Source organism: Aquabacterium sp. (genome assembly GCF_030652515.1).
Taxonomy (GTDB): Bacteria; Pseudomonadota; Gammaproteobacteria; order Burkholderiales; family Burkholderiaceae_C; genus Aquabacterium.
The window spans coordinates 20,214-44,724 of sequence record NZ_JAUSAR010000079.1; the positions used below are offsets into that span (position 1 = coordinate 20,214).

A 24,511-nucleotide genomic window follows, 5' to 3' on the forward strand; every position below is an offset into this window, starting at 1 on the left:
ATGTCTCACCATGAAAATCATCATCACCTTTGCATTGCTGGCCATCATCGTTGCGCTCGCCCTGGCCGGCCGGGCTCTGCTCAAGGACGGCCGTGACGGCGCCCCTAAAAGCAACCGCATGCTGCATGCCCTGGCCTTGCGCGTGGCCCTGTCCGTGGGCTTGTTCGTGTTCATCCTCATCAGCTACAAGATGGGTTGGATTCAACCCACGGGCATCCCGTTGTGAACCGCAGCAAGCGGCCCTGAAGTCAAAAGAGCGCCACTTGGGCGCTCTTTTTTTGGGGCCCAGCGGCTTGCCTACATCCAGTAAACCACGATGTACAGACCCAACCAGACCACGTCCACGAAGTGCCAATACCAGGCGGCGCCTTCGAAACCGAAATGGCGTTGCGCCGTGAAGTGGCCCTTGTGCAGACGCAGGGTGATGAACAGCAGCATCAGCGTGCCAACCAGCACGTGGAAACCGTGGAAGCCCGTCAGCATGAAGAAGGTCGACCCGTAGATGCCCGAGGACAGCTTCAGGTTGTAGTGAACGTATGCCTCGTAGTACTCGTAGGCCTGGAAGCACAGGAACACCGTGCCCAGCAACACCGTGAGCCACATGAAGGCGATGGTCTTGCCGCGGTGGTCTTCACGCAGGGCGTGGTGGGCGATGGTCAGGGTGACGCCTGAGGTGAGCAGCAAGGCGGTGTTGATGGTGGGGATGGGCCAGGGGCCCATGGTGCGGAAGGCTTCCACCGTGCCAGCAGGCGAGGCGGTGGCGCCCGCGACAGCGCTGGGCCACAAGGCCTTGAAGTCGGGCCACAGCAGCGCGTTCTCGATGCTGCCCAGGTCTGGCAAGGCATACACGCGGGCCCAGAACAAGGCCCCGAAGAAGGACGCGAAGAACATCACTTCCGAGAAGATGAACCAGGCCATGCTCCAACGGAAAGACACGTCGATGCGGTCGCTGTACTGGCCGCTCTCGCTTTCATGGATGGCATCGCCAAACCAGCGCTTGAGCGTGAACAGCCACCATGCCATGCCGAGGGCCACCGAGTAAGGCCCCCATTCCACGCCATTGACCCACTGCCCAGCACCCAACGCGACAAAGAACAGGCCGATGGCGGCCATGACGGGATGGCTCGACGGGCCTGGCACGAAGTAGTAGGGAGCTTGCCCTTTGGGAACCGCTGCCGACATGTTGTTCTCCTGGATACCGTTACTTGAAAAATTGGAAGACAAAAACCATCAACTCGCCACGCCGCTCGTCACGACCCAGCGCACGAGCAAAACCAGCACCGCCACGAACACCGCACCGCCCAACAAACCGGCCACGATCAGGTGCGCGGGCTTGATCCGGGCAATGTCTTGCGCCTGCCCGGACGACTTGCGAATGCCGAAGAAAGACCAGGCCACGGCTTTGACCGTTTGAGTGAAGGAGCCCTTGGGCTGATGAGCGCTCACACGCCCCCCTTTGGCGCCGCAGGCACCTTGCCACCCACCTCGAAGAAGGTGTAGGACAAGGTGATCGTGGCCACATCCTTGGGCAACTGAGGATCGATCACGAACACCACCGGCCAGCGTTTGGTTTCGCCCGGCTTGAGGATGTACTCGTTGAAGCAAAAGCACTGCAATTTGTTGAAATGCGCCGTGGCCTGCTTGGGCGCGTAACTGGGGATCGCTTGCGCGGCCATGGTGCGGTTCTGCGTGTTGCGGAACTCGTACATCACCGTGGTCATCTGCCCCGGGTGCACCTGCATGGAACTCACCTCGGGCTTGAACTCCCACACGCCCCGGGCATTGGCATCGAACTCAACCGAAATGGTGCGGCTGGTGTCCACCTGGGTGTTGGGACGGCTCTTGGCCGAAGCACCCGGGATCACCTGCTCGGTCAGGGACAGCACATTGATGCCCAGCGCTTTGCAGATCGACTTGTACATGGGCACCATGGCGTAGCCAAAGGCGAACATGAGGCAGGTCACCACCACCAGCTTGCCCACCATGCCCAGATTGGCTTGGCGCAGATGCAGCATCCGGGCAGACAGGGTGGCGGGCGTGGCGCTCATGGTGCGTCAGTGCTTGAGCAAAACCAGCCGCGTGATGAAGCCCACGAAAAAGACCAGGGCCACCGAGCCCAGGATCAATCCCAGGCGCAGGTTGCGCGAGCGCATGGCTTTCTGGCTGTCAGTGGTGGGCCGGGTCATCTTGATCACCTGCTCAGCCAATCACACGGGTAGCCGTGGGATCCAGCTTGGGCGGATTCTCGAAGGTGTGGAAAGGTGCTGGCGAGGGGATTTCCCATTCCAGGCCCTCGGCACCTTCCCAGGGGCGGGCCGGGGCTGGCACGCCCTTGCCACGCATGGCAGGGATCATCACGCCAAAGATGAAGTACACCTGCGCCAGGCCGAAGGCGAAGGAGCCGATGGATGCGATCTCGTTGAAATCGGCGAACTGCATGGGGTAGTCGGCGTAACGACGCGGCATGCCCGCCAGACCCAGGAAGTGCATCGGGAAGAAGGTGACGTTGAAGGCGATCAGCGACCACCAGAAGTGCAGTTGGCCCTTCCAGTCGGGGATCATCACGCCGGTCCACTTGGGGGCCCAGTAGTAGAAGCCTGCGAACAGCGCGAACAGCGAGCCCGCCACCAGCACGTAGTGGAAGTGGGCCACCACGTAATACGTGTCTTGCAGTTGCGTGTCGATCGGGGCCATCGACAAGATCAGGCCGGTGAAGCCGCCCATCGTGAACACGAAGATGAAGCCCACGGCCCATACCATCGGTGCTTCAAAGGTCATGGAGCCGCGCCACATGGTGGCCACCCAGTTGAAGATCTTCACGCCCGTGGGGACCGAGATCAGCATGGTGGCGTACATGAAGAACAGCTGGCCAGTGACCGGCATGCCGGTGGCGAACATGTGGTGGGCCCACACGATGAAGCTCAGGATGGCGATGGAGGCCGTGGCATACACCATGGACTCGTAGCCGAACAGCTTCTTGCGGGCAAAGGCCGGGATGATCTGGCTGACGATGCCGAAGGCGGGCAAGATCATGATGTAGACCTCGGGGTGGCCGAAGAACCAGAAGATGTGCTGGTACATCACCGGATCGCCGCCGCCAGCGGGGTTGAAGAAGCTGGTGCCGAAGTGGCGGTCGGTCAGCGTCATGGTGATGGCGCCGGCCAGCACGGGCATCACGGCGATCAGCAGGTAGGCCGTGATCAGCCAGGTCCACGAGAACATGGGCATCTTCATCAAGGTCATGCCGGGAGCGCGCATGTTCAGGATGGTGACGATGATGTTGATCGAGCCCATGACCGAACTGGCACCCATGATGTGCATGGCGAAAATACCAGCGTCCATCGAGGGGCCCATCTGCAGGGTCAGCGGTGCGTACAGCGTCCAGCCCGCGGCGGGTGCGCCGCCGGGCATGAAGAAAGAGCCAACCAGCAGCAGTGAAGCGGGAATCAACAGCCAGAAGCTGAAGTTGTTCATCCGCGCGAAGGCCATGTCGGAGGCGCCAATCTGCAGCGGGATCATCCAGTTGGCCATGCCCACGAAGGCCGGCATGATCGCGCCGAACACCATGATGATGCCGTGCATGGTGGTGAACTGGTTGAACAGCTCGGGGTTGAACAACTGCAGACCTGGCTTGAACAGCTCGGCGCGGATGCACAGGGCCAGCACGCCGCCGATCATCAGCATGGTCAACGAGAACAGCAGGTAGAGCGTTCCGATGTCCTTGTGGTTGGTGGCGAACACCCAGCGGCGCCAGCCGTGGGGGTGGTCGTGGGCGTGATCGTCGTGCCCGTGGGCGTGACCGCCGTGATCAATGACTGCGCTCATGTCGAATCCTTTACGTATCTTGTCAGGTCAGCGCCGCGTCACTGACGGGCAGTGCGCACTTCAGCAGGCTGCACGACCTGCCCGGTCTTGTTGGACCAATGATTCTTGGTGTAGGTGATGACCGCAGCGATCTCCGTGTCGGAGAGTTGCTTCCAGGCGGGCATGATGTTGTTCTGCCCATTGAGCAACACCTTGATCTCCAGGCTCTTGTCGGCATTGAGCACGACGGCCGCGCCGTCCAGCGGCTTGATCGCACCACCGCCCTTGCCATTGGGCAAGTGGCAGGCGGCACAGTTGGCGGTGTAGACCTTTTCGCCACGGGCGATCAACTCATCCTGCGTCCAGACCTTGTTGGGATCGTCGGCCTTGGCCTGCATTTCCTTGAGCTGGCCTTGCACCCAGACGCTGTAGTCGGCTTCGGAGACGACCTTCACGTGGATAGGCATGTAGGCGTGTTCCTTGCCGCACAGCTCGACGCACTGGCCGTAGTAGTCGCCGATTTTTTCAGCGCGGAACCAGGTGTCGCGCACGAAGCCGGGGATGGCGTCCTGCTTGATGCCGAAGGCCGGCACCATGAAGGAATGGATCACGTCGTTGGCGGTGGTGATGATGCGCACTTTTTTGTTGACGGGTACCACCAGAGCGTTGTCGACCTTCAGCAGGTAGTTGTCACCTTGAGGCGTACCGGCATCGGACAGCGCACGCTGCGAAGCATCGAGTGTGGACAGGAAACCAATGCCCTCACCCTCGCCCCGGAGGTAGTCGTAACCCCATTTCCATTGGTAGCCGGTGGCCTTGATGGTCAGGTCGGCGTTGGTGGTGTCTTTCTGGGCCACGACCACCTTGGTGGCAGGCAGGGCCATGCCGATCACGATGATGAAGGGGATCACCGTCCAGATGATTTCAACCGTGGTCGATTCGTGGAAATCGGCAGACTTGGCGCCCTTGGACTTGCGGTGCTTGAAGATGGAATAGAACATCACCCCAAACACTGCGACGAAGATGATGGTGCAGATCCACAGCAGCAGATAGTGCAGGTTTTGCTGCTCCAGGGCGATTTTGGTGACCGCGGGATGCATGTCCAGCTGATTGACCGCGGGGCCGCCTGGCAGGTCGTTGACAGCCCAAGCCGCGGAACTGGCCGCCAAAGACGCCAGCGCCACAGCACCGCCGACCGCACAACCGACCGCCCGTCCTGCGGACCACCGACTCACCTGATGCCCAAGATCCTTGATCATTTCTTCGCTCGTCTATGGTTGAACTTGTTGTTTGAGAGGTCTGTTTGCGAGGGAGCTGCCTGGCGCAGGAACGCGACACATGGTCACGGTCAGGCGCCTCAGTCCTCCAGGTGCTTGAGCGCCCAGCGGAACTCGTCCGCCAGTTGGCGCCGGTGCTGGCGCTGAACGAATTCACCCACCACCACGCTGCGACCTTGCCCGGACAAACGCACCAGGGAGCCGTCGTCCCGATCGGGCTCGACGCGCACCCAGCGCGGGTTGAATTCGACACAGTTGGTGCGACCACCGCTTCGGCGCTCGACCCGCAGCAAATTGGGGCGCATCGCAATGTACTCGCGATCGGCGGCATGGCGGGAATACATCAGCACCGCGGCCATGACCGCCAGCATTTCCATGAATGCAAAGGGCAGCACGAAGGCTGCCCCGAAATACCAGAATCCACCCGCCAGGCCGACCGACACCAGGCAGAGCGCGGCGTACACCGACCACACCTGACGGGCGCTGAGCGCGCCATCACGTTGAAGGAGCCATTCGACCCGCCAGCCGGAGGCATCGGGCGCCGCCATGGACGCCGCACCCTGCACCAGATTCAGCAAAGGGCGCCACACCCCAAAGCGCAGGGCGGCTGAGGACATCAGGGGGACTGGGGACAAGGTGGCAGGCATTGACGCCACGACTCCAAGGCCACAAAGGGCGGAAACGGGCGATACACCCGGAAAAAGGTCAGCTTCGTGGGCCGGCCTCAATGATCGAACCATTTTAGCCGGGGTCTGTCGCTATCTCAACTCGCCGGGAATTTACTTTTGCTATGGCTAACCCGTGATTTTGCGGGATTCGCAACGTTCAGGTTTTGGGCGAGCCGCGCCGGATCATCGCTTTCATGTCATCCAGGGATACCCGGGTCTCGGCCGCAAGTGGCGGGCGGGGGGCAGGCTTGACCGCGTGGCCGTACACCAGCTCGATCGTGAGGCCCAGGCGGCCATCGGGGCGCATCAAACCCTGGGTGAGCGCCTTGAGCAAGCGCGCTCGCCAGCGCGGTGTCCGCAAACCTGCGATTCGGCCATGCGCCACATTGCCGCCCCAGGTGCGCCATTCGGCCAGCATCTCTTCGGCGCTGGCCCAGGTCAGGGTGATTTGCTCCATGTCCATGACCGGATCGGCAAAACCGGCTTCAACCAGGGCATCGCCCAGGTCGTGCATGTCGATGAAGCTGATGGTGGGCAAGGGCCAGCCCAGCTCACGGTAGATCTGGCGCAGCTCACGGGCGGTGTCGGGCCCCAGGCCGGAGCACATCAGGAAGCCGTCCACGGCCAGGGCCTGATGCCATTGCTTCATCAATTGAGGCAGGTCCGGGTGGGCGTGCAGCGCCATGTTGGCCCACAACATCTGGACGCCCTGCGCGGACCATGGAGCAGGCCCGGTGGAACTTGCCATCACGACCGGGTCAATCTCGCGGCGCCAGGGGGCCCACCAGACCCTGGGCGCCTGAGCCTGCCATTGCTCACGGCTGCGTTGCTGCAATTCGGGCACGGGCTCCATCACCCAGCGCTGAGCTTGCGGATAGCGGGCTTGCACTTCGGCCAATCCGCCACCCAGAAAGCCCCCCCAATCCAGCCACTGCAAAGGCTGCAAGAGGATGATGTCCAGCTTGGAGGCCAGTCGGCGAGCCACTTCCTTGTAAAGCCAAGGTGCCTCAGGCAGGCCCGCCAGGCGGCGCGCCTGATGCAGCAAAGCCTGGGATTGAGGCGCGACGGGATTGGGCAAAGGGGCGGACATGGGGCACCAGGTGACAGCAAAAGCCCCTCCACTGGGCGATGGCCTGCGGGCGGGGCGCTCAGTATATTGACTGGATGCATTCTTTGCCCGGCTCTTCTCGTCGCTGGCGCTTGCCATGGCCCGGGCTGTGTCTGGTGTGCCAGCGGGCGCAATGGCAAGCCATCTGCCACCACTGCCTCTTGGCGTTCGCCCCACCGCGCCTGCGCTGCCAGCGCTGCGCCTTGGCATTGAACGTCAGCCAGCCCGACTGCGCGGCTTGTGAAGACTATCCGCCGGAGTTTGACCGTGCGATGGCCGCCGTGGACTACACCTCGCCTTGGCGCGAGCTGATCGCACGGTTCAAATTCCAGGGCGATGTGGCGCTGGCCAGGCCTTTGGCCACCTTGATGGCGACCCAGATGAACGCACTGCCGCCTCGGGCCCGGCCTCAATGGATCATCCCCACCCCCTTGTCGGCGCCGCGTTTGCGCGAACGTGGTTACAACCAGTCGTGGCAACTGGCCCGGCACTTGTCCAGCCTGACGAGCATCCCCACCCTGCCGCAGGCCTTGCGCCGCGTGAAAGACACGCCCCGGATGATGACCCTGGAGGCGGACGATCGCCGAAATCAGATCCGGGGGGCATTCGAGGTCAACACAGCCTGTCGCCGCGCCTTGGCCGGGCGCCGTGTGGCGCTGGTCGATGACGTGCTGACCACCGGCGCCACGGTCGATGAGGTGACGCGGACCTTGCAGGCCGCAGGTGTGCGCAGCGTGTCAGTGTGGGTGGTGGCCCGGACACCCGCGCCGGGAGCATGAGCCGAATCGCCCTTTGGCGCGAATGGGACGTGCGCATGGGCTTGAACCATGGCTTGAACAAAGTTAGATTCAATTGTCCGTTGGTATTTTTGAAGTGATTTCTTGATGTAACGGGAGGTGGGCACGCTGGTTGCCCTGTCATGCACGGCACTGCGCTCACATGAGTTGCAGCGATGTTGTCATTGATCCACCAGGAAGCCCCTCCCATGCGCGCCGTCATCTTCTCGATCCTTGCGGTGGCCGCCAGTGCATCGCATGCGGCTCAACCCGACTGCCTGCCTGCGGCCCTGGCTTTGTCCAGCACCCCGATTGGGCAGCCCATTGCGCGGCACACGGACAGGCCCAGCCTGTTCCTCGCCTCCAATCACGGACTGGCGGCTTATTGGTACTGCCAGGGCCCCAATGGCCAGATCACCTACTGGGAAGTTCACGGCACGCCAAAAGCCATCCTGGAAGCGGGTGGAGCCAGCGTGCTGGAAATGCTCTACATCAAGGATCGTGATGCATCTTTGAGCAAACTGTCGGCAACGCCCTGCAACCGCGCGGACATTGCCGACCCCGATGAGCAACAACTTTGCAAGGAGTTGCTGGATGAGGTCAGGGCCCAATGGCCCCAATCCTCGGTCACCAAGTCTCCTTGAGAGGAGACCTCGAAGCTTTTCAGCGGTAGATCTGCTCGCCGTTGTAGCTTTTCCAGCTTTGCTCGATGTGAACAGCATCGTCATCCGAACGAGGCTTCACGCCCATCAGGATGCCGCCGTCCTTGATACCGGCCTCGTACTTCTTGACCCGCTCTTCAGGGATGCCCAAGCCAATCAGGGCACCGATCAAGCCGCCACCGGCCGCACCCGCACCCGCGCCAGCCAAAGCGGCTGCCAGAGGCCCGGCCACCACCACACCCAAACCTGGGATGAGCAGCGTCGTCCCGATGGCTGCGACCGCTGCCGCGATGGCACCCACGGTGCCGCCAATGGCCCCGCCGATGCTCGCGCCCTCTGCGGCCTTGCTGCCCAACTCGGTTTCGCGCACGGTGGAGGTTGAGAAATGGCGACTGCGCGTGTCGTCAGACATCACTAAATTCACGTCGTCCTTGGTGTAGCCACGCTCGGACAGTGATTGGTAAGCGCGTTCTGCGCTGTCGCGGTCCTTGAACAGACCGGTGACGTAAGGGGTGTTGGTGTTGGCCATGGTGGCTCCTCAGCGTTGAGTTATTGACACCTCATGTCTGGCAAATGGCGAGCCCACGCGCCTGAAATGCACCAATAGACCTCGCCAACGGCCTCATCTGCCCCGATCAGGGTGGCGGCAGACCACCCAAAATCACGGCAAGGCGGTCGAAACCCACCAAGTCGCCTTCTTCTGAAAGCGATGGTAAAAAATGCCGACCAATGCAGCATCTACCCAAGGTCATGCAGTGCCCTTGTACTTCCTGGGCCTGGGTTTCATCATGCTGGGCGCCTGCCTGATGGACTACTTTGATTCCCTGGTGCCCATGGCCGCCTGCGCCTCCGCCGGGCTGATGCTCAGCGCGCCTTTGATCAAGCAGCGGGTGCAGCGCTTCATGGGCCGCACCCTGGACCGTTCTGCCGAGTGAATGACCGGCTGGGCTATTGCTTGTGCGATCGGGCGATCAGTTGCCCAAGCTGCTGCGCCTCCTGGGCGATTTCACGCAGCATGCCGGTGGGCGAGACGTAGTAGCCACAGAAGTACAAGCCGCGAGCCTGGCTCAAGGCCTGGCCGCTGAGCACAGGCAACCCACCTTCGCCGAACACACCCTCGCCAGCCTCCAGCCATGACTGGACATTGGGCCGGTAGCCCGTGGCGAGCACCACGGCATCAAAGGCCTCGGCGCGGCCATCGCTGAAGACCACACCCTGCTCGGTGAAGCGCTCAATGCCCGGCCGGACCTGGACCAGGCCCTGCTTGATCAAGGCGATGGTGCCCACATCGATGAAGGGCACGCGCCCGTGCTTGCGAATCTGCGTGACCGGGCCTTCAGCGGGCTGACGCAATCCGTACTTGGACAAGTCGCCGGTGAGCAAGCGCATCACCGGGGCGTTCAAGGCATCGGCCAGTTGGGGCGGCAAACCTTTCTGCAGGATGCCGATGGTCAGGAATGGGATGCCGAACACCTCGCGCCGGATGACGTTGACGGGGCTGCGCACCGCCAGGGTGGGCTGCGCGCCATGCTCGTGAAGATCGATGGCGATCTCGCCGCCCGAGTTGCCCAGGCCGACCACCAGCACGCGTTGGCCCTTGAAAGCGACGCCGTTGGCATAGGCCGAACTGTGCAGGATCTGGCCTTGAAAAGTGCCCATGCCCGGCCAGGTGGGGCGTTGTGGCTCGCGGTTGTAGCCAGCGGCCACGACCAGCGAACGCGCACGGTACACGGTGTCCTGCGAATGGACTTCCCAGCCGTTGTCGCTTTGGCACGCGCGGACGATCTTCTGCCCATAAAAAGGCTGGATCTGGTGGTGCCGCGTGTAGGCGTTCAGGTAGTCCACCACCTGCTGGCGCGAGGGGTAGCGCGGGTAGGACTTGGGGAAGTCAAAGAAGGGTAAAGCCGAGTGGGCCTTGTCGGTGTGCAGGTGCAGGCGGTGATAGTGGCCCACCCAGGACGAGCCCACGTGGTCGTGCTGCTCCAGCACGATGCAGGGCACCTTCTCTTTTTGCAGGCAGGCCGCCATGGCCAGACCCGCCGGGCCGGCGCCCACCACGATGACGGGCGAGGCCTGGACCGACGAGCTCATGTGTTCAGGATCTCCTGGGCCACCCGTTCACCGGAGCGCACCGCACCTTCCATGTACCCAGTCCAGATGGACGAGGTTTCGGTGCCTGCCCAGTGCAGCTTGCCGCAGGGGGCGCGCAGGCTGGGGCCGAAGCCAGTCAACACACCAGGCGGGAAGACGCCGGTGGGCGCACCACCGCTGAAGTTCTCGGCCTGCCAGTTGTTCTCCATGTAGGCCAGCGGCGTGGCGGCCTTGGGGCCGAAGAACACGGCCAGGGCCTGAAGCACCTTGGCCTTGCGCACCGCCGGTGTCATCAAGGCGGCGTCGCGCGCATCCTGGCCATCGATGAAGGCCATGATCACGCCAGGCGCGCCAGCCGTGGGCTGGGTGGTGTCGAACACGATCTTGGGCAGGAAGGCATCGCTGGTGACCTGGCCGCTTAGGCCCTCGTCACGCCAGAAGGGGCGGTCGTACACCACGTGCACCTTCCAGGCCGATCCCATGGGCACGCGCTGCATCATCTGCAGGCGCACCTGGGTGGGGCCATCAAGCGGCTCGTAGCTCAGGCGCGAGGCCATCCAGGGCGACATGGCCACGACAGCCCGCTGAGCCCGCACGGTGAAGCCATCGCCCGACACCGCGATGCCGCCGCCATCCTGCTTGACCGAGTGGGCCGCAGCACGGAAGAGGATGCGGCCGCTCAACTGGCGGGCCATGCCCAGCGCGATGGATTGCGATCCACCCACGATGCGGTCCTGCTGTGCGCCACCTTGCGTGCTGAGCAGGCTGGTGAGGCCACCGCCCGAGTGGACGTAGTGCAGCATGTACAGGAAGGAGATGTCGCGCGGCTCGGTCGACACCAGGGACAGCACACACAGACGCAGCAGGTTCTTGGCATCGGCCGTGAGCAGGTTGCGGTCCATCCAGGTCTGCATGCTTTGCGAGTCCCACTCGGCGGCCTTGGCGGCGGTCCACGGGGCATCGAGCGGCACCTGTTTGGCCATGGCGTCGATCTTGAGCATGGTGATCGCCGTCTCGCCGGTGGCCAGCAGGTTGGACCAGGGCAACACGCCGGTATAAGTGCTGCGCTTGCCGTTGGCGTAGTTGATCAGCTTGCCGGTGTCGTAGACGGGATAGGTTTTCAGGCCCAGTTGCTGGACCAAGGCGTACATGCGGTCTTGCGTGGGGCCGATGAAGGCCGCGCCACCCTCGACCACGTAATTGCTGAAGGGAGCGGGCAGGTTCTGGTTCCAGCAGCGTCCGCCCACGCGGTCACGGGCTTCGAGCAAAAGCACCTGGCGACCAGCGGCCACCAGCGCACGGGCGCAGGCCAGGCCGGAGTAGCCGCCACCAATGATGACCACGTCGGTGTTGTAGTCGCCGCTGGCAGTGGGGCCGGTGGCGGCCTGGGCCTGCCCGCCCGTCATCAGGGTGGAGGCGGCCGAAGCCGTGAGGGCGGCCAGGACGTTGCGGCGGTGGATGGTGGGTTGGGTCATGGCATGCTCAGAAAAAATACACTGTTTTTATTATTGGCAATGGCTGAGCACGCACCATCGATGGAAACCCTGCTCACACTTGGCTCATTCGCCAAGCAAAAGATCCAGTGCCACCTCGATGTCATCAATGCCGCGCATGGGCCGTGCTTGCGCATCCGCAAAATTGGAGAATGGTTCGTCCAGGGCCCAATCCGGGCCGAACAGACGCACGGCCGCATAAAACTCCATCGCCTCGTGCTGATCCACACCGTCACACACCATGGCGTCGTAGAACATGCGGTGCACGTCTTTCGAGGGCCGCGCACGCTCATCGCAAGCCACCTCGTGCAGCACGCTGGCGCGGCGATGGTTGCCGGTGTAAGGACTGCCTGCCAACGCCCACAGCATGCGCGGGATGCTGGATCCATCGACCACCCTGCCAGCCGAGGCCAACCAACGATGACCTTTGGAGTCGACGAAAGCAAAATCCTCCAACAGCCGCATCCGCCGGTCTGGCCCGCTTTGCATCAGCCACTCGGTACGCACTTCACCTTCAAAATGGCACTGGGTCATGGTGGGTCTCCTTCTTGTTCGCAGGTCAGGGCATCAGGCCAAGGAACTAGGCGCACGCCATCGCGGCATCCATCCGGTTCAGCGCGGGCACCACGGGGGGCAGGATGGTCACCATGCGCACCAAGTCTGCAATGCTCGACGCATTGGTCTTGACCCGCACGCATGAAATCTGAGTTCTCACGGTCGAGATGGCCACGCCGGATTGTTGGGCGATGGCGGCAGGGCGAAGGCCCAGACACAAGCCCTTCAGCACCACGGTCTCGGCGGTGGTCAGCCGGTTGGCCATGGCAAAAAAATCAATGCTCAGTGGCTCGCAGGCCTGAGTCTTCCCCAGCAGCAAGAGCACTTTCGGCTCACCGGCTTCACTCGGCGATGCGGGCAAAGGCACCACGGCCAAAGACAAAGTAGCGCCCTCGAACTGGAGTGAAAACATGGCGCGCCTTCCGCGGCCGGCCGCTGCCAGTGCCCTGAAGAATGGCTCTCGATCGAGGGCTTTGCGTGGTGCGACATGCCCGCCCTGCACCTGCATGGGGCGGCTTGCACCGCACTCCCGCAGCGCCCGGTGGTTGGCATGGCAGATGCGGGCATTGGCCGTCACCAACATCACGCCATAGTCGATTTCTTCAAGGACGCACTCCATGAGGGCATCCATCGCAGGCACCGGCAGCAGCCGACTGGTGGCCGCCGCCACACCCGATAGCGCATGCAAAGACTCGTTCATGAAAGCCCCAAGAAGCGGCCACCGTGCCGCCTTGATTCAAGTGTGGGCGAGCTGAGGCCTTCAGTTCCTTGGTGCGTTCTTAAACGTTCTGAATCTCCGATGGCCCTGGGTGGGGACAGATGCATTTTTCACTTGCAAACCCTACACTTCGAAACACTGTATGAAAGCGTGATTGATGCAAGGGAGGCCGACATGGCTGAGGTTTCGCATGGACTGAATCTGTTCCTGAAGCTCAAAAACCCCTCGGAAATGGAAGCGTTGTCAAGGCTGATCTTGAGCATTCAGCCAGACATCTACAAGGCCCTCGACAGCCTGCACTACGTTCATTTCGCGCGGTTTTTGCCATCGCCCGATGGGTCCATGCTGATGGTCATCACCGAGTTCGACGGCGAGAAAAAGCCCTATGTGATGGATTTCGCCGCCGTCATCGGCACCGAGTTCACCAAAATTCTGGAGTTCATCGAAGACGCCCCGCCCTTGCCGGTGCAAAAGCACCCCCGAGAGTTTTGGGACTTTGTTGAACGAAACAGCCAGCAACGGGTACCGCTGTGGTCCGCCTACAAGGACAAGACGGTGCTCGACATCTTGCGGTCAGAGAATCGCCCACCTTCGCCGATCGTTGATGCCCGCCCAGCGCACGTCGAGGTCGATGACATCCAGGGCAATGTCTTGCGCGGTTATGGGTCGGCGGGCCAGCATGCGCACCACCTCGCGCTGTCCATCAGTGATGCGCAGGCCGCGCGGGCATTCATTGGCGAGTTGAGCAATGGCGGCAACGCAGAGCAGGCCTGGCAGGTGACCTCAGGCCAGGACTGGCCTGACAACAAGACCGATCAGCTCCTGCTGAACATCGGCCTGACCCACCTGGGTCTGGAGGCGATCGGGGTGGCGCCAGCCACCTTGCGGCTGTTTCCCGAGGCGTTTCGGATGGGCCCGGCCGACCCGCAGCGCGCAAGGCCGAACGGGGACACCGATGACAGCGCCCCCAAAACCTGGCGCCTGGGCAATCCGGATCAGCAACATGTGCACCTCATGCTGTCGCTGTATGCCAGAAGCGAAGGGCTGCTGAACGCCAAGCTGGCCGACCTGGAACAACGCCTGGTCAGCGCAGGACTGAACAAGGTGTTCGAGCAGCGAACGCAGGCCCTGCCCAACAAGCAACTGCACTTCGGTTACCGCGACAGCATCGCGCAGCCCAACCTGGCGATGGTGGGCGCCAAGGCCGCCATGCCCGACCAGCAACCCACCACGGCCGTGGGCGATTTCCTGCTCGGCAAGGAGTACGTCAACCATGCCGGCGGCAACTTCATTGACCGATTGCCCGCCGCGCTGTGCGACAACGGCACCTACGCGGCGGTGCGGATCATGGAGCAGGACGTGAAAGCGTTCGAGAAGCTGATCACCGAGCTCGGTCAAACACTGGATCTCGACCCCGAACTGATCGCCGCGAAGTTGATGGGCCGCTGGCGCAACGGTGCGCCTCTGTCGGTCTGGCCCGACAGTGATGGGGGCACGGCCCCGGCCGACGAAGACATCAACAACTTCGACTTCAGGCCAAACACGCGAGATCCCAATCTGTACGACGACGCCGAGGGATTGCGCTGCCCGGTCGGCGCGCACATCCGCCGAATGAACCCGCGAAGTGCCTTGGTGGCCGGCAAGCCTCACAGCCACCGCCTGATCCGCCGTGGCATGCCGTATGGGCCGCTTTACGACCCCGAAGCCCACAGTGACCAGGACAACGTGAAGCGTGGCCTGTTCGGGATCTTCATCTGCGGTGACCTTGAAAGCCAGTTCGAGTTCCTGCTGCAGGTGTGGGCCAATGGCGATCTGGCGAGCACCGGCATCCGCGGCACGCATGATCCGATCATTGGCTCCCAGCATCACGGTGGCCGTTTCGTCTTCACCAAGCCCGGGTCGGCTCAGCCGATCGAGATCACCGTGCCCAAGATGGTCCGCACCGTGGGCAGTGTCTACCTGTTCATGCCCAGCATCTCTGGCTTGCAGCACCTGGCGGCCATGACGCAGCCAACCCCCCCACCCCAGCACCGCCCGCTTCCCTCCCCCGCAAGCCAGGAGCCGCCCATGCCCACCCCCCTTGATGCCTCGTTCAACCCCAGCACCTTCAATCCTCATGACAAGGCTTTCGTGGCGGACCCTTACCCCACCTACGCCTGGTTCCGCCAAAACAAGCCGGTGCACCTGGTGGGCGGCCAGCATGGCAGCCATTGGGTGTTCAGCCATGAACTCGTGTCCCAGGTGCTGTCGCAAAAAGACGTCTTCTTGAAAAACCGACATCCCCCCAAGCTTGAAAACAAGATTGGCGATGTGCTGTTCAACCTCACGGAAAATGGCCTGTTCTTCATGGATCCGCCACGGCACACCGAAGTGCGCGAAATGCTTGATCCGCTGTTCGCCAAAGCCATTGAGGGCGTCGAGACCAAGGTGAATGACATCGCGGCTGATCTGATTGGCAAGATCGCCAGGCCCAGCTCATTCGATCTGGTGGGGGCCTATGCGCAAAGCCTGACGGCCCAGGTGTTCGCAGACATGTTTGGCATCCCGCTCAGCCAGCTCAAGCCCGTGGTTGGTTGGACGAACAGCGCCATGGCCTCCAACAACAAGGGGCTCACGGACCTGGAGCGCTTCCCGGGCTTCACGTCTCGCCTGGCATTGGGCGGCTACATGCAGGCCCTGCGCCCCGGGTGCCCCATGGGGGCACAGCACATGATGAGCCAGATGCGCACCCACGCCGAAGCCCCAGCCAATCCGATGGGCCTGAGCCCGATCGAGTTTCAGCAAACCGCCGTGCACTTCGCGCTGGGAGGCTACCTGTCCACCCAGTTCCTGATCAGCACAGGCATCTTGAATCTTTTGAAGAACCCCACGCAGCTTGGCAAGCTGATCAGCACGCCAGGGCACATGTCCAATGCCGTTCAGGAGATGCTGCGCTTTGACGCGGCCTTCGCGGCAGCAGACCGCTACGTGGCCCAGGAGACCCAGCTGGGCGACGTGGTGCTGATGCCTGGTGACAAAGTGACGCTGGCCTATGGTTCGGCCAACCGTGACGAGAAGGTCTACGCGAACCCCGATGCCTTCGACATCACACGCCAGCCCGACAAAGCCAAACCTCACTTCGCCCTGGGGGGTGGCATCCACTACTGCATCGGCGCGCCCTTGGTGGAGATCGTTGTGCCGCTGGCCATCTCCAAGCTGATCACCACCTTGAGCCGCCTGGAAATCGACACCAGCCAAGCCCTTGACTGGGGCACCGACCCCTACTTCCGCGCCCCCAGCCGACTGATGTTGCTCACTGATTGACCCAACCCGCCCCACGCCGTGCAAACTTTGAGTTTTGGCCGCTTTGAAGTACGCCCGACGGAAAGACGCCTGCTGATCGATCAACAGGCCGTCACCATCGGGGCACGCGCCTTTGATGTCCTGCTGACCTTGATCGAACGCCGAGGCCGCGCGGTCACCAAGAGCGAACTGCTCGACGCGGTCTGGCCCCACCTCGTCGTCGAAGAGAACAACCTGCACGTGCACATCTCGGCGCTGCGCAAGTTGCTTGGCGCCGACGTGATCGCCACCATCCCTGGCCTGGGTTACCGCTTTGCAGTCTTGCTGGACTGCGAGCTGACGGCTGCCGCGGTGCCCGAAGCCGCCAGGCACAACCTGCCGGAAAAACTGCCCGCTCTGTATGGCCGTGAACAAGACCTTCAATCACTGCTGGCCCTGATCCGGCAGCATGCGCTGGTGACCATCGTTGGCGCAGGTGGCATTGGCAAAACAAGGCTCGCGATGGCCGCCGCCCATGAGCTGCGCAACGCATATCCCCACGGCGCATGGGCCGTCGAGATGGCGGCCATCAACGACCCCTCTCATGTGCTGCCCACCATCGCCAAAAGCCTGCAGATCACGCTGCCGGGCAACAGCTCGGCACGGCAGGAACTCATCACCGCGCTGAAATCACAAACCCTGCTGCTGGTGCTGGACAACTGCGAGCATGTGCTCGACGTGGTCAGCGATCTGGCCTGCGGCCTTCTTCACGAAGCGCCCGGGGTTCGCTTGCTGGCCACCAGCCAGGAATTGCTGCGCGTCCATGGCGAGCAACTCTTCCGACTGTCGCCATTGGCCGTGCCGACATTGGGCCAGGCCGACCACGCCGCCGATTTTGGGGCCGTGCAATTGTTTGTCGAACGGGTCCGCGCACTCGATGCCAGCTTCGAGCTGAACGCCGACAACACCAGCGCGATCATCGACATCTGCGGCCGACTCGATGGAATTGCGCTGGCGCTCGAACTGGCGGCAGCGCGCGTTCCCCTGTTGGGGATCACGGGCATGCGCGAGCGCCTCAGCGAACGCTTTCACATGCTGACGGGGGGCGCGCGCGTGTCCTTGCGGCGCCATCAAACCCTGCGTGCTGCGCTGGACTGGAGCCACAACCTGCTGGCCGCCAAAGAGCAGAAGGTTTTCCGCCGCCTTGGCGTGTTCTCTGGCGGCTTCACCCTGGACAACGCCCAACGGGTGGTCACCGACGACCAACTGGACGAATGGGCCGTGATTGACCAACTGAGCGCATTGGCCGACAAATCCTTGCTGATGGTGGAGGTCGGCCCCAGACCCAGGTACCGCATGCTGGAGACCGCGCGCAGCTATGCGGTTGAGAAGCTGGCCGAGGCCGGGGAGACCGACACCTTGTTGCGTCGGCACGCCCTGGCCACCCAGGCCGTGATGACGCGCGCCGTCAAGCGCCGCGACATGGCACTGCTGGCGCAAGAGATGAACAACGTGCGCGCCGCCTTCGCCTGGGCCATCGGCCCGCATGGCGACGCCCCCATCGCTGTCGCGCTGGCCACGGCCTCCTCGGTCGTGCTGGCCGTGGAAGGCTTCGTGGTCGAAGCGCTGGACCGCTTGCTGCGTGTGGAGCCGCTGGTGAACGACGCCACGCCGCCGCCGCTGGCGGCCCAGTATTGGCAATGGCTGGGCCGCCATGGCGTGGATGGCAGATTGCCGGTATCGCGCTGCATCGACGCCTTCCTCCGATCCGAAAGCATGTTCAGGCAGCAGGGCAACGCGCGGCACCTGCATGCCTGCCTGCGCATGCGGGCCGAAGCCATGCTGGAGACCACGGACATGGCGGATGCGCAAGCCGCGCTGGACGAGGCCGAGCGCATGGAAGGCGCCGGGTGGCCCGTCGCCGACCGCATGCGCCGCCTCCGCGTGCAAGGCATGCTGCTGGCCGCGACCAACCAACCAGAGAAAGCACTGGCGACCTTCGAGATGGCCTATCAGCTGGCCGAGTCCGCCAGCATCGACCGGTATGTGCTGAATCTGCTGTCGGACATGGCAGGCACCCACCTCACCATGGGTCATGCGGACACGGCGGCCCAGCAGTTCCTGGCACTCGCCAGGATGGCCAGGATGCGGCCCACCGGCGGCTTGACGCTGTGCTATGCCTTGTCGGGGTTGACAGCCGCCCTGATCGCCAGCAACCGACTGGACCAAGCCCGCCAGGTCGCCGCAGAAGCGATCCCCTTGCTGCGACGCTCCGGGATATTCATCTCACGCAGCGACATCTTCGCGTGGCTGCTCGCCCGTGAACACCACTTCCCAGCCGCTGCGCGACTGCTCGGGGCGTCCGATGCGCTGCGCGAGCGCTGCGAGAGCTCGCGGGGCACCATCGAACGCCATGTGCGGGCTGAAACTCAGTCGCTGTTGCAGGCCGCGCACCCCGACCGGACCATCCGGGACTGGATGGCCGAGGGGGCCCTGGCCAGCGAGGATGAGCTGGCAGAGCTTGTATTGGAGACCACGCCACCTGCACGACTCAAACCAGCGGCGCTTTGACCAGGTCACTGGCGGCAGGCAACGGGGCTTGCAGCAAGGCCTCGATGTCCAGGATGCCCGCGCCGAAGGAGCCCGGATTCCACAGCGAGGGCACCCGTGCGGTCGAACTGGCCAACTGCACGAACGCCGCCACCCGCTGCCAGGGCTGGGCATAGGCCGCGGCGATCTCGGCCTGCCGATGCACGAGCCACAACGCAGCCGCGCCCGTGGTCAAGGCCGTGGCATACGATGTGCCGTCGCCACCCGCTGCGTAGCTGAAGCGGCCGCCTTCCTTCGTGTTAGCCCGTCGAAGGTCAGCCGCCGGTGCGCTGAAATCGACTTCAGGCCCATAGCTGCTGCCCGACCAGGGCTGATCCAGCGCCGTGATGCCCCCCACCGCGATGGTGCGCGCCAACCGGGCCGGCGCCACCACCGAGTTCACATGGTTGCCCGCGGCGCAAACAACGATGACGCCCATGTCATAAGCCCGGTTGATGGCCTGCTTCAGGGCCTTGACGACCCCCCCACCCACAATGCCCAGGCTGATGTTGATGACCTGCACGCCACCGGTGTCGACGGCATAGTTCATGGCCTGCGCCAATTCAAACTCCGCATGGTTGATCCAGACAATGTCGGTGACGCGCAGCGGCAACAAGGGCACCTTGGGCGCCACCCCGAAGAAGGCCCCGCCTTGGGCTTGGGGCGCATGGCCGCAGATCGTGCTGGCGATCCGTGTGCCGTGCCCTGCGCTCACCCCCTTGAGGTTGTCGCGGCCCTGGCCCAGTTCAGGGTCGAACATCGTGACCTCATTGAACGCCTGGCTTGGCATGAAGGACTGGGCACGCGCCACATCAATCCAGGTCACCCCCGGAAAGCCGAACACCGGATGTGGGGTGTAGCCGGTGTCAATGTGACCGACGCGAACCTGCCCCCAATCAATGTGACCTGGCCCCCCCAACAACTGCCAGGCAGCCGGCGCCCGCACCAGGTCCAGGTGCCAATCCAAGCCCGCCACTGGCGGGATGACGGCCACCGGCCGGACAGCAAGTTGCTCGACATCGCGGCCCGACAAAAGCGCAACGGTGGCCTCATCAGAGACAGCGCGAATCTCCTGGATGCCCAGGACATTGAGCAAGGGGCCTGCCCCGATCTGCGGGTACTCGGTCTCCAGCGCGTGCACCAGCGGCGCACGGATGATGGCCTGCGTCGGGCTGTGAGGCCACAGGCGCACATCCAGCCCGGGCAGGTACTTTCGCAAGCCCCTCTCAACCTCTTGAAGGCTGCGGCCATCGGTTTTGAGCGTGAAGTTGTTCATGCGGTTTGCCCTTCAGAAGTTGAGCAAAGCTTTGGGGCTGTAGCTGACACTCAACGACGAACCAACCTCATCCCCTTGATTATCGATTCTGCGCTGCTTGCCAAATCTCAGGTTGAGCCACCAGCCCTCGGCCAGCTTGGCATCCAGGCCAATGGCGCGCTTGTAAGTGCGCTCGGAAGCCGTGGGCAAGTCCTTGTGCGTGTTGCTCGCTTCGAGCAAGACCCGCAGCTTTGGGGAGCCCATGCTGCCTCGAAGGGTGACCAGGCTGACATCCCTGAGTGTGGGGGAAGCCGCGCCGAATGTCGACAGCACGGGCTCGCCCGAACTGCGCTTGAAAGCGATGGTGATGGCCGCAGGCATCCTGGCACCAAGATCGCCGATGCCGTACGTGCCACCCAGTACCAGGGTGCGCCCCAGACTGTGGCTGCCCTGGCCGCCCAAGGCAGCGCGGTAGCTGCCGCTCGCCCACGATGCCCACACGCGCGAAGCGTTCCAACGTGCTTTGGCCAGCGCCATGCGACGGCATTCGGCCGCACGCTGGTTCGACACCTGAACCTCCGACTCCTTGGCAGCCGCAGGTACGCCAGGCCCGGATGCCGCGGCCTCGGCAGGCACAGCAGCTCGGGCGGCTGGCGGCTCACCCGCGGGAAGCTGCACGGTGAAGTTGAGGCAAGGATTCGAGTCATCTGGCACGCCCTCGGTGGCCGTCGCGTCGATCGACTTCCAGTGGATGATCAAAGGGTCGTCCTTCTCAGCTTCGACGAAATAGCTCGTTTCGATGGAAAAGGCCCGCTGGCGATAGTCCTTGTCCTCCACGGACACCGTGCCCTGGGCAAAGCTGAAGGTCGTGTTGGCCCACACGCGTGCCCAACGACTTTCGTTGTACGCCCTGACGCTGAGCGGGAGCAAGGAGGTCCGGGCTGGGGTGATGGACAGCCCGAAGTTGTTGCTGCGATCAAGGGCCTTCAAGGCCAGCGTCAGGTCGCCCGGATTCTCGATCGGGCTGATCTGGTCGCCCGCCAGGCCAACCATGGCCAGAGCAGACACCGTCCCCGGCGCGGTGTCCACCGCCATGGTGGCCAATGCCGCCGGGCCTGCCTTTTTCTGAAACAAGAGGGTGCGCTCTGTCGGCGCCTCCTGGCCCCAGGCCGACAGGGCAATCAACATCAAGGCCAGCGTGACAAAGCTGTTGTTGTTCACGGCGTGCTCCTCAAACAACGTTCAGAACAAACTGGTCTTTGTAGACCTTGGCATCGTGCGGATCGGGGGTGGTGTTGACATTGCCCTTGTCCGCGTAAATGGCCACGCCGTTCACGTCAAATTCGAACTCGAACTTCCCGTTGACAGACTCTTCCACGCGGCAGGAGAACACGGCCGTGTACTGCCCCTTGGCCAGCTTGGCGCTCTGCTGCTCAACAGGCTTGGTGACACGCTGAAAGACATCGCTGCTGGCCAGTTGCCATCCGTTGGGCGTGGCGGACCAGAAGTCGATCCGGCTTTGGATGACCGTGCCGCCTTGGCGCTTGAGCTGCAAAGAGACCGGTGATGTTGACGTGACTTGCATGCGATTGCTCCTGGAGTCCATGGCCCCGGGACCATCCCGGTGCTTGTTGAACTCTAGAAGTGCGCAAGGTGTCTGTCGTCATCAACTTTGACGACAAGCGCCTGGCGCCGTCATCACTGAAAACGTGACGTAGTGGACAAGGACGACCTTGAGACCGACACCCGCCCGCGTCCTTGGGACATGATGGGGAACGAGGCCCAGCACATCCCATGGCGCAGAAAGATCGACGTTCATCCCCACCCCTCGCCAGATGGTTCACGCCCCTGGTGAGCTTGGCGCGTGGCATCTTCGTGGCGCAGGTGCAGCTGAAACGCCGCGAAGGCAAGCTGCATGTGGTGCTGCAAGACTCCAGAAGCACCTCACCGAACGCGGACGCGAAAGCACCTCTCGCCTCAGACAAACCCAGCGCACCCGCGCCTCCGCCCGTGATGGGCGTGGACGCCGCCCAGCTTCAGCGCATGCAGGAAGCGCTGGCCCAGGTTCTGGACCGTCACGCCGGGGCACGCCAGGTGCTCAAACACCTGGGCTATCTGGAGCACGCCCTCAAGCGCAAGGGCGCACGGTGCTTTCTGGATCTGCCGATCGAGGTGCTCAAGCCCGCATTGCTGCAGCTTGCTTCGGTGATGGGCCCTCAGCCCAGCCAGGGCTTGACCGAAGTGCATGCCTGCCTGGTGGTGACCGTGGTTGATCGCGATGTGGACGAAGACAGCGATTCCAGTGGCCGACGCTCCGAGTTCAACGTTGGCGACAAGTTGCAGGTGCGCGAGATCAGCCATTCAGACTTCGTGAATGCCGATCAGTCATGGCCCCTGGAGGAAGAGGCCGCAGGCTGAGCACTGCGCAGCCCGTCCAGCGCGCCACAGCTAACGCAAGGTGCCCACATAGCGCTTGCGCAAAGCGGCCGAGTCCGCCCCAGGCGTTGGAAAGCCCGACGCCGGGCCGGACTGGCTGGCCACGAACGCAGGCCGGGCAGGCGGCACGGCCTGCACCCTCGGGGTCGGCATGGGGGGCTGCAAGGCGGCCTCCAGCTTGTCGGCCAGGCGCAGCAGATCGGGGTGCGTTTCCGTGCGGGCCACGCGGATGATCTCTCGGGCGTAGTCGGGGCTCTTGACCATCCACTCCACATCGGTGACTCGCCCGTTGATTCGGCGCAAATGCACGTGCAGGTGCGCGGCAATGGCGAACTTCTCGCTTTCCAGCATCACGGTCTCCTGAAAGACAAACACGCATTGAGGTTCATTCGACACGCTCGCCATGCAAGCTCAGGTCGAGCCCATCCACTTCCTGCTGAGCGGTCACGCGCAACCCGACCAGGCCATCCACCAACCACAGGATGAGCGTCGTGACCACACCGCTGTAGGCCAGCGTGGCCAGCACCCCCACCGCCTGATTGGCCACCGCCCCTTCGACGCCGCCCATGGCAGGCGAGGCCAAAGCACCGGTCAGCAAGGCCCCGATGGCACCACCCACACCATGCACGCCGAACACATCCAGCGAGTCATCAGCACCCAGCAAGCGCTTCAGGCCGGTGGCTCCCCAATAGCACCCCACCCCGGCGATCACGCCGATCAGCAAGGCGGCTTTGGGATCGACAAAGCCCGAGGCGGGGGTGATGGCCACCAGGCCCGCCACCGCGCCACTGCACATGCCCAACAAGGTGGGCGTGCCACGCACCGCCCATTCGGCCACCATCCAGCTGAGGGCCGCACCAGCCGCGCCGAGTTGGGTCACCAGCATGGCCATGCCGGCCCGGCCATCTGCCGCGCCGGCCGAGCCACCGTTGAAGCCCATCCACCCCACCCACAGCAAGGAGGCTCCGATCATGGTGTAGCCGAGGTTGGAGGGCATCAAGGGCTCTTGCCCAAAGCCCACGCGTCGGCCCAGCATCCAGGCGCAGGCCAGCCCGGCGATGCCCGCGTTCAGGTGCACCACGGTGCCCCCCGCAAAGTCCAGCACGCCCCGTTTGGCCAACCAGCCGGTGGGCTCCCACACCCAATGCGCCACCGGGGCATAGACCAGCAAGGACCACAAGGCCATGAACAGCAGCATGGCTGAAAAGCGCATGCGCTCGGCAAACGCCCCGGTGATCAGGGCCGGGGTGATGATGGCGAAGGTGAGCTGGAACATCACGAACACCGACTCGGGCACCGTGGGCGCCAGGTGGTGAACCGACACCTGGCCCAAGCCTTTGTTGAAGAACAGGCTGTCCAGGAACAGGGCCTGCGTGCCGCCAATCCAGTCCGAACCGGGCATGAAGGCCAGGCTGTAGCCCACGGCGAACCACAGCACGGTGACCAAGGCGCACACCGCGAAGGTTTGCGCCATCGTGGCCAGGATGTTCTTCTTGCGCACCATGCCGGCGTAGAACAACGCCAGGCCGGGGATGGTCATGAGCAGGACCAAGACACAGGCCATGATCATCCAGGCCGTGTCGCCCGAATTGATCTGCGCAAAAGGCACCCGGTGCGGGTTGGCCGAGGCCATCGACAGGCTCAAGGCACCAGAAGAAGCCGTGTCCAGCGAAGCGGATTGGGCATGCGCACCAAAGTGAAACAGGAAACCGGCCAGAACGATCATGGCACGGCGAATTTTGGGAAATGGCGTCATCGGTACTGCGAGATTCAGCGGAAACCCTGAAAGCATCGCAAGAAACAAACCCGCTCACGCCA

The 24,511-nt window shown here is 63.3% G+C and carries 25 protein-coding genes; 7 read left to right on the plus strand and 18 right to left on the minus strand.

The window, feature by feature from the left end; translation table 11 throughout:
- Positions 1-10: 10 nt before the first annotated feature.
- Complete coding sequence (locus Q7V20_RS09965) at positions 11-226, plus strand: DUF2909 domain-containing protein (RefSeq protein ID WP_304790023.1); 216 nt, start codon at positions 11-13, stop codon at positions 224-226.
- A 71-nt stretch (positions 227-297) separates the two neighbouring features.
- Here Q7V20_RS09965 and Q7V20_RS09970 read toward each other — a convergent pair whose 3' ends face one another.
- The 8 genes from Q7V20_RS09970 to Q7V20_RS10005 form a co-directional block, all read right to left on the minus strand.
- A complete protein-coding gene (locus Q7V20_RS09970) occupies positions 298-1,182 on the minus strand; it encodes a cytochrome c oxidase subunit 3 (RefSeq protein WP_304790026.1) in 885 nt (294 codons plus the stop codon).
- A 48-nt stretch (positions 1,183-1,230) separates the two neighbouring features.
- Positions 1,231-1,446 (minus strand): DUF2970 domain-containing protein, encoded by a 216-nt coding sequence (locus Q7V20_RS09975; RefSeq protein WP_304790029.1) that lies wholly within the window; start codon positions 1,444-1,446, stop codon positions 1,231-1,233.
- Entirely contained in the window at positions 1,443-2,048 is a 606-nt protein-coding gene (locus Q7V20_RS09980) for a cytochrome c oxidase assembly protein (protein ID WP_370652439.1), read from the minus strand. Before Q7V20_RS09980 ends, Q7V20_RS09975 begins: the two co-directional genes overlap by 4 nt.
- A gap of 6 nt (positions 2,049-2,054) precedes the next feature.
- On the minus strand, positions 2,055-2,186 hold the full coding sequence (locus tag Q7V20_RS09985) for a cytochrome oxidase small assembly protein (protein ID WP_370652440.1): 132 nt from the start codon (positions 2,184-2,186) through the stop codon (positions 2,055-2,057).
- 13 nt (positions 2,187-2,199) lie between these two features.
- Positions 2,200-3,825 carry a cytochrome c oxidase subunit I gene (gene ctaD, locus Q7V20_RS09990; protein WP_304790032.1) on the minus strand — a complete coding sequence of 542 codons (1,626 nt, stop codon included), beginning with the start codon at positions 3,823-3,825 and terminating at the stop codon, positions 2,200-2,202.
- Positions 3,826-3,863: 38 nt separating this feature from the next.
- Positions 3,864-5,039, minus strand: coding sequence for a cytochrome c oxidase subunit II (gene coxB / locus Q7V20_RS09995; RefSeq protein WP_370652441.1), 1,176 nt, complete (start codon positions 5,037-5,039; stop codon positions 3,864-3,866).
- A gap of 122 nt (positions 5,040-5,161) precedes the next feature.
- Complete coding sequence (locus Q7V20_RS10000; RefSeq protein ID WP_304790035.1) at positions 5,162-5,716, minus strand: DUF2244 domain-containing protein; 555 nt, start codon at positions 5,714-5,716, stop codon at positions 5,162-5,164.
- A 190-nt stretch (positions 5,717-5,906) separates the two neighbouring features.
- Positions 5,907-6,839, minus strand: a complete 933-nt coding sequence (locus tag Q7V20_RS10005; protein ID WP_304790038.1) for a biotin synthase — start codon at positions 6,837-6,839, stop codon at positions 5,907-5,909.
- Positions 6,840-6,913: 74 nt separating this feature from the next.
- On the opposite strand from Q7V20_RS10005, the gene Q7V20_RS10010 reads away from it, so the two are divergent.
- Complete coding sequence (locus tag Q7V20_RS10010) at positions 6,914-7,636, plus strand: ComF family protein (protein WP_304790041.1); 723 nt, start codon at positions 6,914-6,916, stop codon at positions 7,634-7,636.
- Positions 7,637-7,809: 173 nt separating this feature from the next.
- A complete protein-coding gene (locus Q7V20_RS10015) occupies positions 7,810-8,277 on the plus strand; it encodes a hypothetical protein (RefSeq protein ID WP_304790043.1) in 468 nt (155 codons plus the stop codon).
- A 19-nt stretch (positions 8,278-8,296) separates the two neighbouring features.
- Here the strand turns inward: Q7V20_RS10015 and Q7V20_RS10020 are convergent, their stop codons facing one another.
- Positions 8,297-8,824, minus strand: a complete 528-nt coding sequence (locus Q7V20_RS10020; RefSeq protein WP_304790045.1) for a hypothetical protein — start codon at positions 8,822-8,824, stop codon at positions 8,297-8,299.
- A 190-nt stretch (positions 8,825-9,014) separates the two neighbouring features.
- Here Q7V20_RS10020 and Q7V20_RS10025 point away from each other — a divergent pair, with 190 nt between their 5' ends.
- Complete coding sequence (locus Q7V20_RS10025; RefSeq protein WP_304790048.1) at positions 9,015-9,230, plus strand: hypothetical protein; 216 nt, start codon at positions 9,015-9,017, stop codon at positions 9,228-9,230.
- 13 nt (positions 9,231-9,243) lie between these two features.
- Here the strand turns inward: Q7V20_RS10025 and Q7V20_RS10030 are convergent, their stop codons facing one another.
- From Q7V20_RS10030 to Q7V20_RS10045, 4 genes are all read right to left on the minus strand, one after another.
- The gene (locus Q7V20_RS10030; RefSeq protein ID WP_304790050.1) at positions 9,244-10,386 is read right to left on the minus strand and encodes an NAD(P)/FAD-dependent oxidoreductase; all 1,143 of its coding nucleotides are present in this window, start codon (positions 10,384-10,386) and stop codon (positions 9,244-9,246) included.
- Complete coding sequence (locus tag Q7V20_RS10035) at positions 10,383-11,861, minus strand: FAD-dependent oxidoreductase (RefSeq protein ID WP_304790053.1); 1,479 nt, start codon at positions 11,859-11,861, stop codon at positions 10,383-10,385. Before Q7V20_RS10035 ends, Q7V20_RS10030 begins: the two co-directional genes overlap by 4 nt.
- A gap of 84 nt (positions 11,862-11,945) precedes the next feature.
- Complete coding sequence (locus Q7V20_RS10040; protein ID WP_304790055.1) at positions 11,946-12,413, minus strand: DUF1353 domain-containing protein; 468 nt, start codon at positions 12,411-12,413, stop codon at positions 11,946-11,948.
- 46 nt (positions 12,414-12,459) lie between these two features.
- Positions 12,460-13,134, minus strand: coding sequence for a helix-turn-helix transcriptional regulator (locus tag Q7V20_RS10045; protein ID WP_304790057.1), 675 nt, complete (start codon positions 13,132-13,134; stop codon positions 12,460-12,462).
- 192 nt (positions 13,135-13,326) lie between these two features.
- On the opposite strand from Q7V20_RS10045, the gene Q7V20_RS10050 reads away from it, so the two are divergent.
- Together Q7V20_RS10050 and Q7V20_RS10055 are read left to right on the plus strand one after the other, a co-directional pair.
- A complete protein-coding gene (locus tag Q7V20_RS10050; protein ID WP_304790060.1) occupies positions 13,327-16,455 on the plus strand; it encodes a cytochrome P450 in 3,129 nt (1,042 codons plus the stop codon).
- An 18-nt stretch (positions 16,456-16,473) separates the two neighbouring features.
- Entirely contained in the window at positions 16,474-18,984 is a 2,511-nt protein-coding gene (locus Q7V20_RS10055; protein ID WP_304790063.1) for a winged helix-turn-helix domain-containing protein, read from the plus strand.
- Here the strand turns inward: Q7V20_RS10055 and Q7V20_RS10060 are convergent.
- The 3 genes from Q7V20_RS10060 to Q7V20_RS10070 are packed head-to-tail and all read right to left on the minus strand — an operon-like array spanning position 18,965 to position 21,842.
- Positions 18,965-20,278 carry a S8/S53 family peptidase gene (locus Q7V20_RS10060; RefSeq protein ID WP_304790066.1) on the minus strand — a complete coding sequence of 438 codons (1,314 nt, stop codon included), beginning with the start codon at positions 20,276-20,278 and terminating at the stop codon, positions 18,965-18,967. The two genes, Q7V20_RS10055 and Q7V20_RS10060, sit on opposite strands and share 20 nt — an antisense overlap.
- A gap of 12 nt (positions 20,279-20,290) precedes the next feature.
- A complete protein-coding gene (locus tag Q7V20_RS10065; RefSeq protein ID WP_304790068.1) occupies positions 20,291-21,478 on the minus strand; it encodes a hypothetical protein in 1,188 nt (395 codons plus the stop codon).
- 10 nt (positions 21,479-21,488) lie between these two features.
- On the minus strand, positions 21,489-21,842 hold the full coding sequence (locus Q7V20_RS10070; protein WP_304790071.1) for a hypothetical protein: 354 nt from the start codon (positions 21,840-21,842) through the stop codon (positions 21,489-21,491).
- Positions 21,843-22,051: 209 nt separating this feature from the next.
- Between Q7V20_RS10070 and Q7V20_RS10075 the strand changes: the two genes are divergently transcribed.
- Positions 22,052-22,675 (plus strand): hypothetical protein, encoded by a 624-nt coding sequence (locus Q7V20_RS10075; protein WP_304790073.1) that lies wholly within the window; start codon positions 22,052-22,054, stop codon positions 22,673-22,675.
- Between the two features lie 30 nt (positions 22,676-22,705).
- Here the strand turns inward: Q7V20_RS10075 and Q7V20_RS10080 are convergent, their stop codons facing one another.
- Positions 22,706-23,068: a hypothetical protein gene (locus Q7V20_RS10080; protein WP_370652442.1), complete on the minus strand. Its 363-nt coding sequence runs from the start codon at positions 23,066-23,068 to the stop codon at positions 22,706-22,708.
- 10 nt (positions 23,069-23,078) lie between these two features.
- Positions 23,079-24,449: an ammonium transporter gene (locus Q7V20_RS10085; RefSeq protein WP_304790076.1), complete on the minus strand. Its 1,371-nt coding sequence runs from the start codon at positions 24,447-24,449 to the stop codon at positions 23,079-23,081.
- Positions 24,450-24,511: the final 62 nt, after the last annotated feature.

Bases quoted from the DNA above. Each gene is read 5' to 3' on its own strand.
- Q7V20_RS09965 (WP_304790023.1), top strand. From the start codon at position 11: ATGAAAATCATCATCACCTTTGCATTGCTGGCCATCATCGTTGCGCTC.
- Q7V20_RS09970 (WP_304790026.1), bottom strand. From the start codon at position 1,182: ATGTCGGCAGCGGTTCCCAAAGGGCAAGCTCCCTACTACTTCGTGCCA.
- Q7V20_RS09980 (WP_370652439.1), bottom strand. From the start codon at position 2,048: ATGAGCGCCACGCCCGCCACCCTGTCTGCCCGGATGCTGCATCTGCGC.
- Q7V20_RS09985 (WP_370652440.1), bottom strand. From the start codon at position 2,186: ATGACCCGGCCCACCACTGACAGCCAGAAAGCCATGCGCTCGCGCAAC.
- ctaD (WP_304790032.1), bottom strand. From the start codon at position 3,825: ATGAGCGCAGTCATTGATCACGGCGGTCACGCCCACGGGCACGACGAT.
- Q7V20_RS10005 (WP_304790038.1), bottom strand. From the start codon at position 6,839: ATGTCCGCCCCTTTGCCCAATCCCGTCGCGCCTCAATCCCAGGCTTTG.
- Q7V20_RS10010 (WP_304790041.1), top strand. From the start codon at position 6,914: ATGCATTCTTTGCCCGGCTCTTCTCGTCGCTGGCGCTTGCCATGGCCC.
- Q7V20_RS10015 (WP_304790043.1), top strand. From the start codon at position 7,810: ATGTTGTCATTGATCCACCAGGAAGCCCCTCCCATGCGCGCCGTCATC.
- Q7V20_RS10020 (WP_304790045.1), bottom strand. From the start codon at position 8,824: ATGGCCAACACCAACACCCCTTACGTCACCGGTCTGTTCAAGGACCGC.
- Q7V20_RS10025 (WP_304790048.1), top strand. From the start codon at position 9,015: ATGCCGACCAATGCAGCATCTACCCAAGGTCATGCAGTGCCCTTGTAC.
- Q7V20_RS10030 (WP_304790050.1), bottom strand. From the start codon at position 10,386: ATGAGCTCGTCGGTCCAGGCCTCGCCCGTCATCGTGGTGGGCGCCGGC.
- Q7V20_RS10035 (WP_304790053.1), bottom strand. From the start codon at position 11,861: ATGACCCAACCCACCATCCACCGCCGCAACGTCCTGGCCGCCCTCACG.
- Q7V20_RS10040 (WP_304790055.1), bottom strand. From the start codon at position 12,413: ATGACCCAGTGCCATTTTGAAGGTGAAGTGCGTACCGAGTGGCTGATG.
- Q7V20_RS10045 (WP_304790057.1), bottom strand. From the start codon at position 13,134: ATGAACGAGTCTTTGCATGCGCTATCGGGTGTGGCGGCGGCCACCAGT.
- Q7V20_RS10050 (WP_304790060.1), top strand. From the start codon at position 13,327: ATGGCTGAGGTTTCGCATGGACTGAATCTGTTCCTGAAGCTCAAAAAC.
- Q7V20_RS10060 (WP_304790066.1), bottom strand. From the start codon at position 20,278: ATGAACAACTTCACGCTCAAAACCGATGGCCGCAGCCTTCAAGAGGTT.
- Q7V20_RS10070 (WP_304790071.1), bottom strand. From the start codon at position 21,842: ATGCAAGTCACGTCAACATCACCGGTCTCTTTGCAGCTCAAGCGCCAA.
- Q7V20_RS10075 (WP_304790073.1), top strand. From the start codon at position 22,052: ATGGCGCAGAAAGATCGACGTTCATCCCCACCCCTCGCCAGATGGTTC.
- Q7V20_RS10085 (WP_304790076.1), bottom strand. From the start codon at position 24,449: ATGACGCCATTTCCCAAAATTCGCCGTGCCATGATCGTTCTGGCCGGT.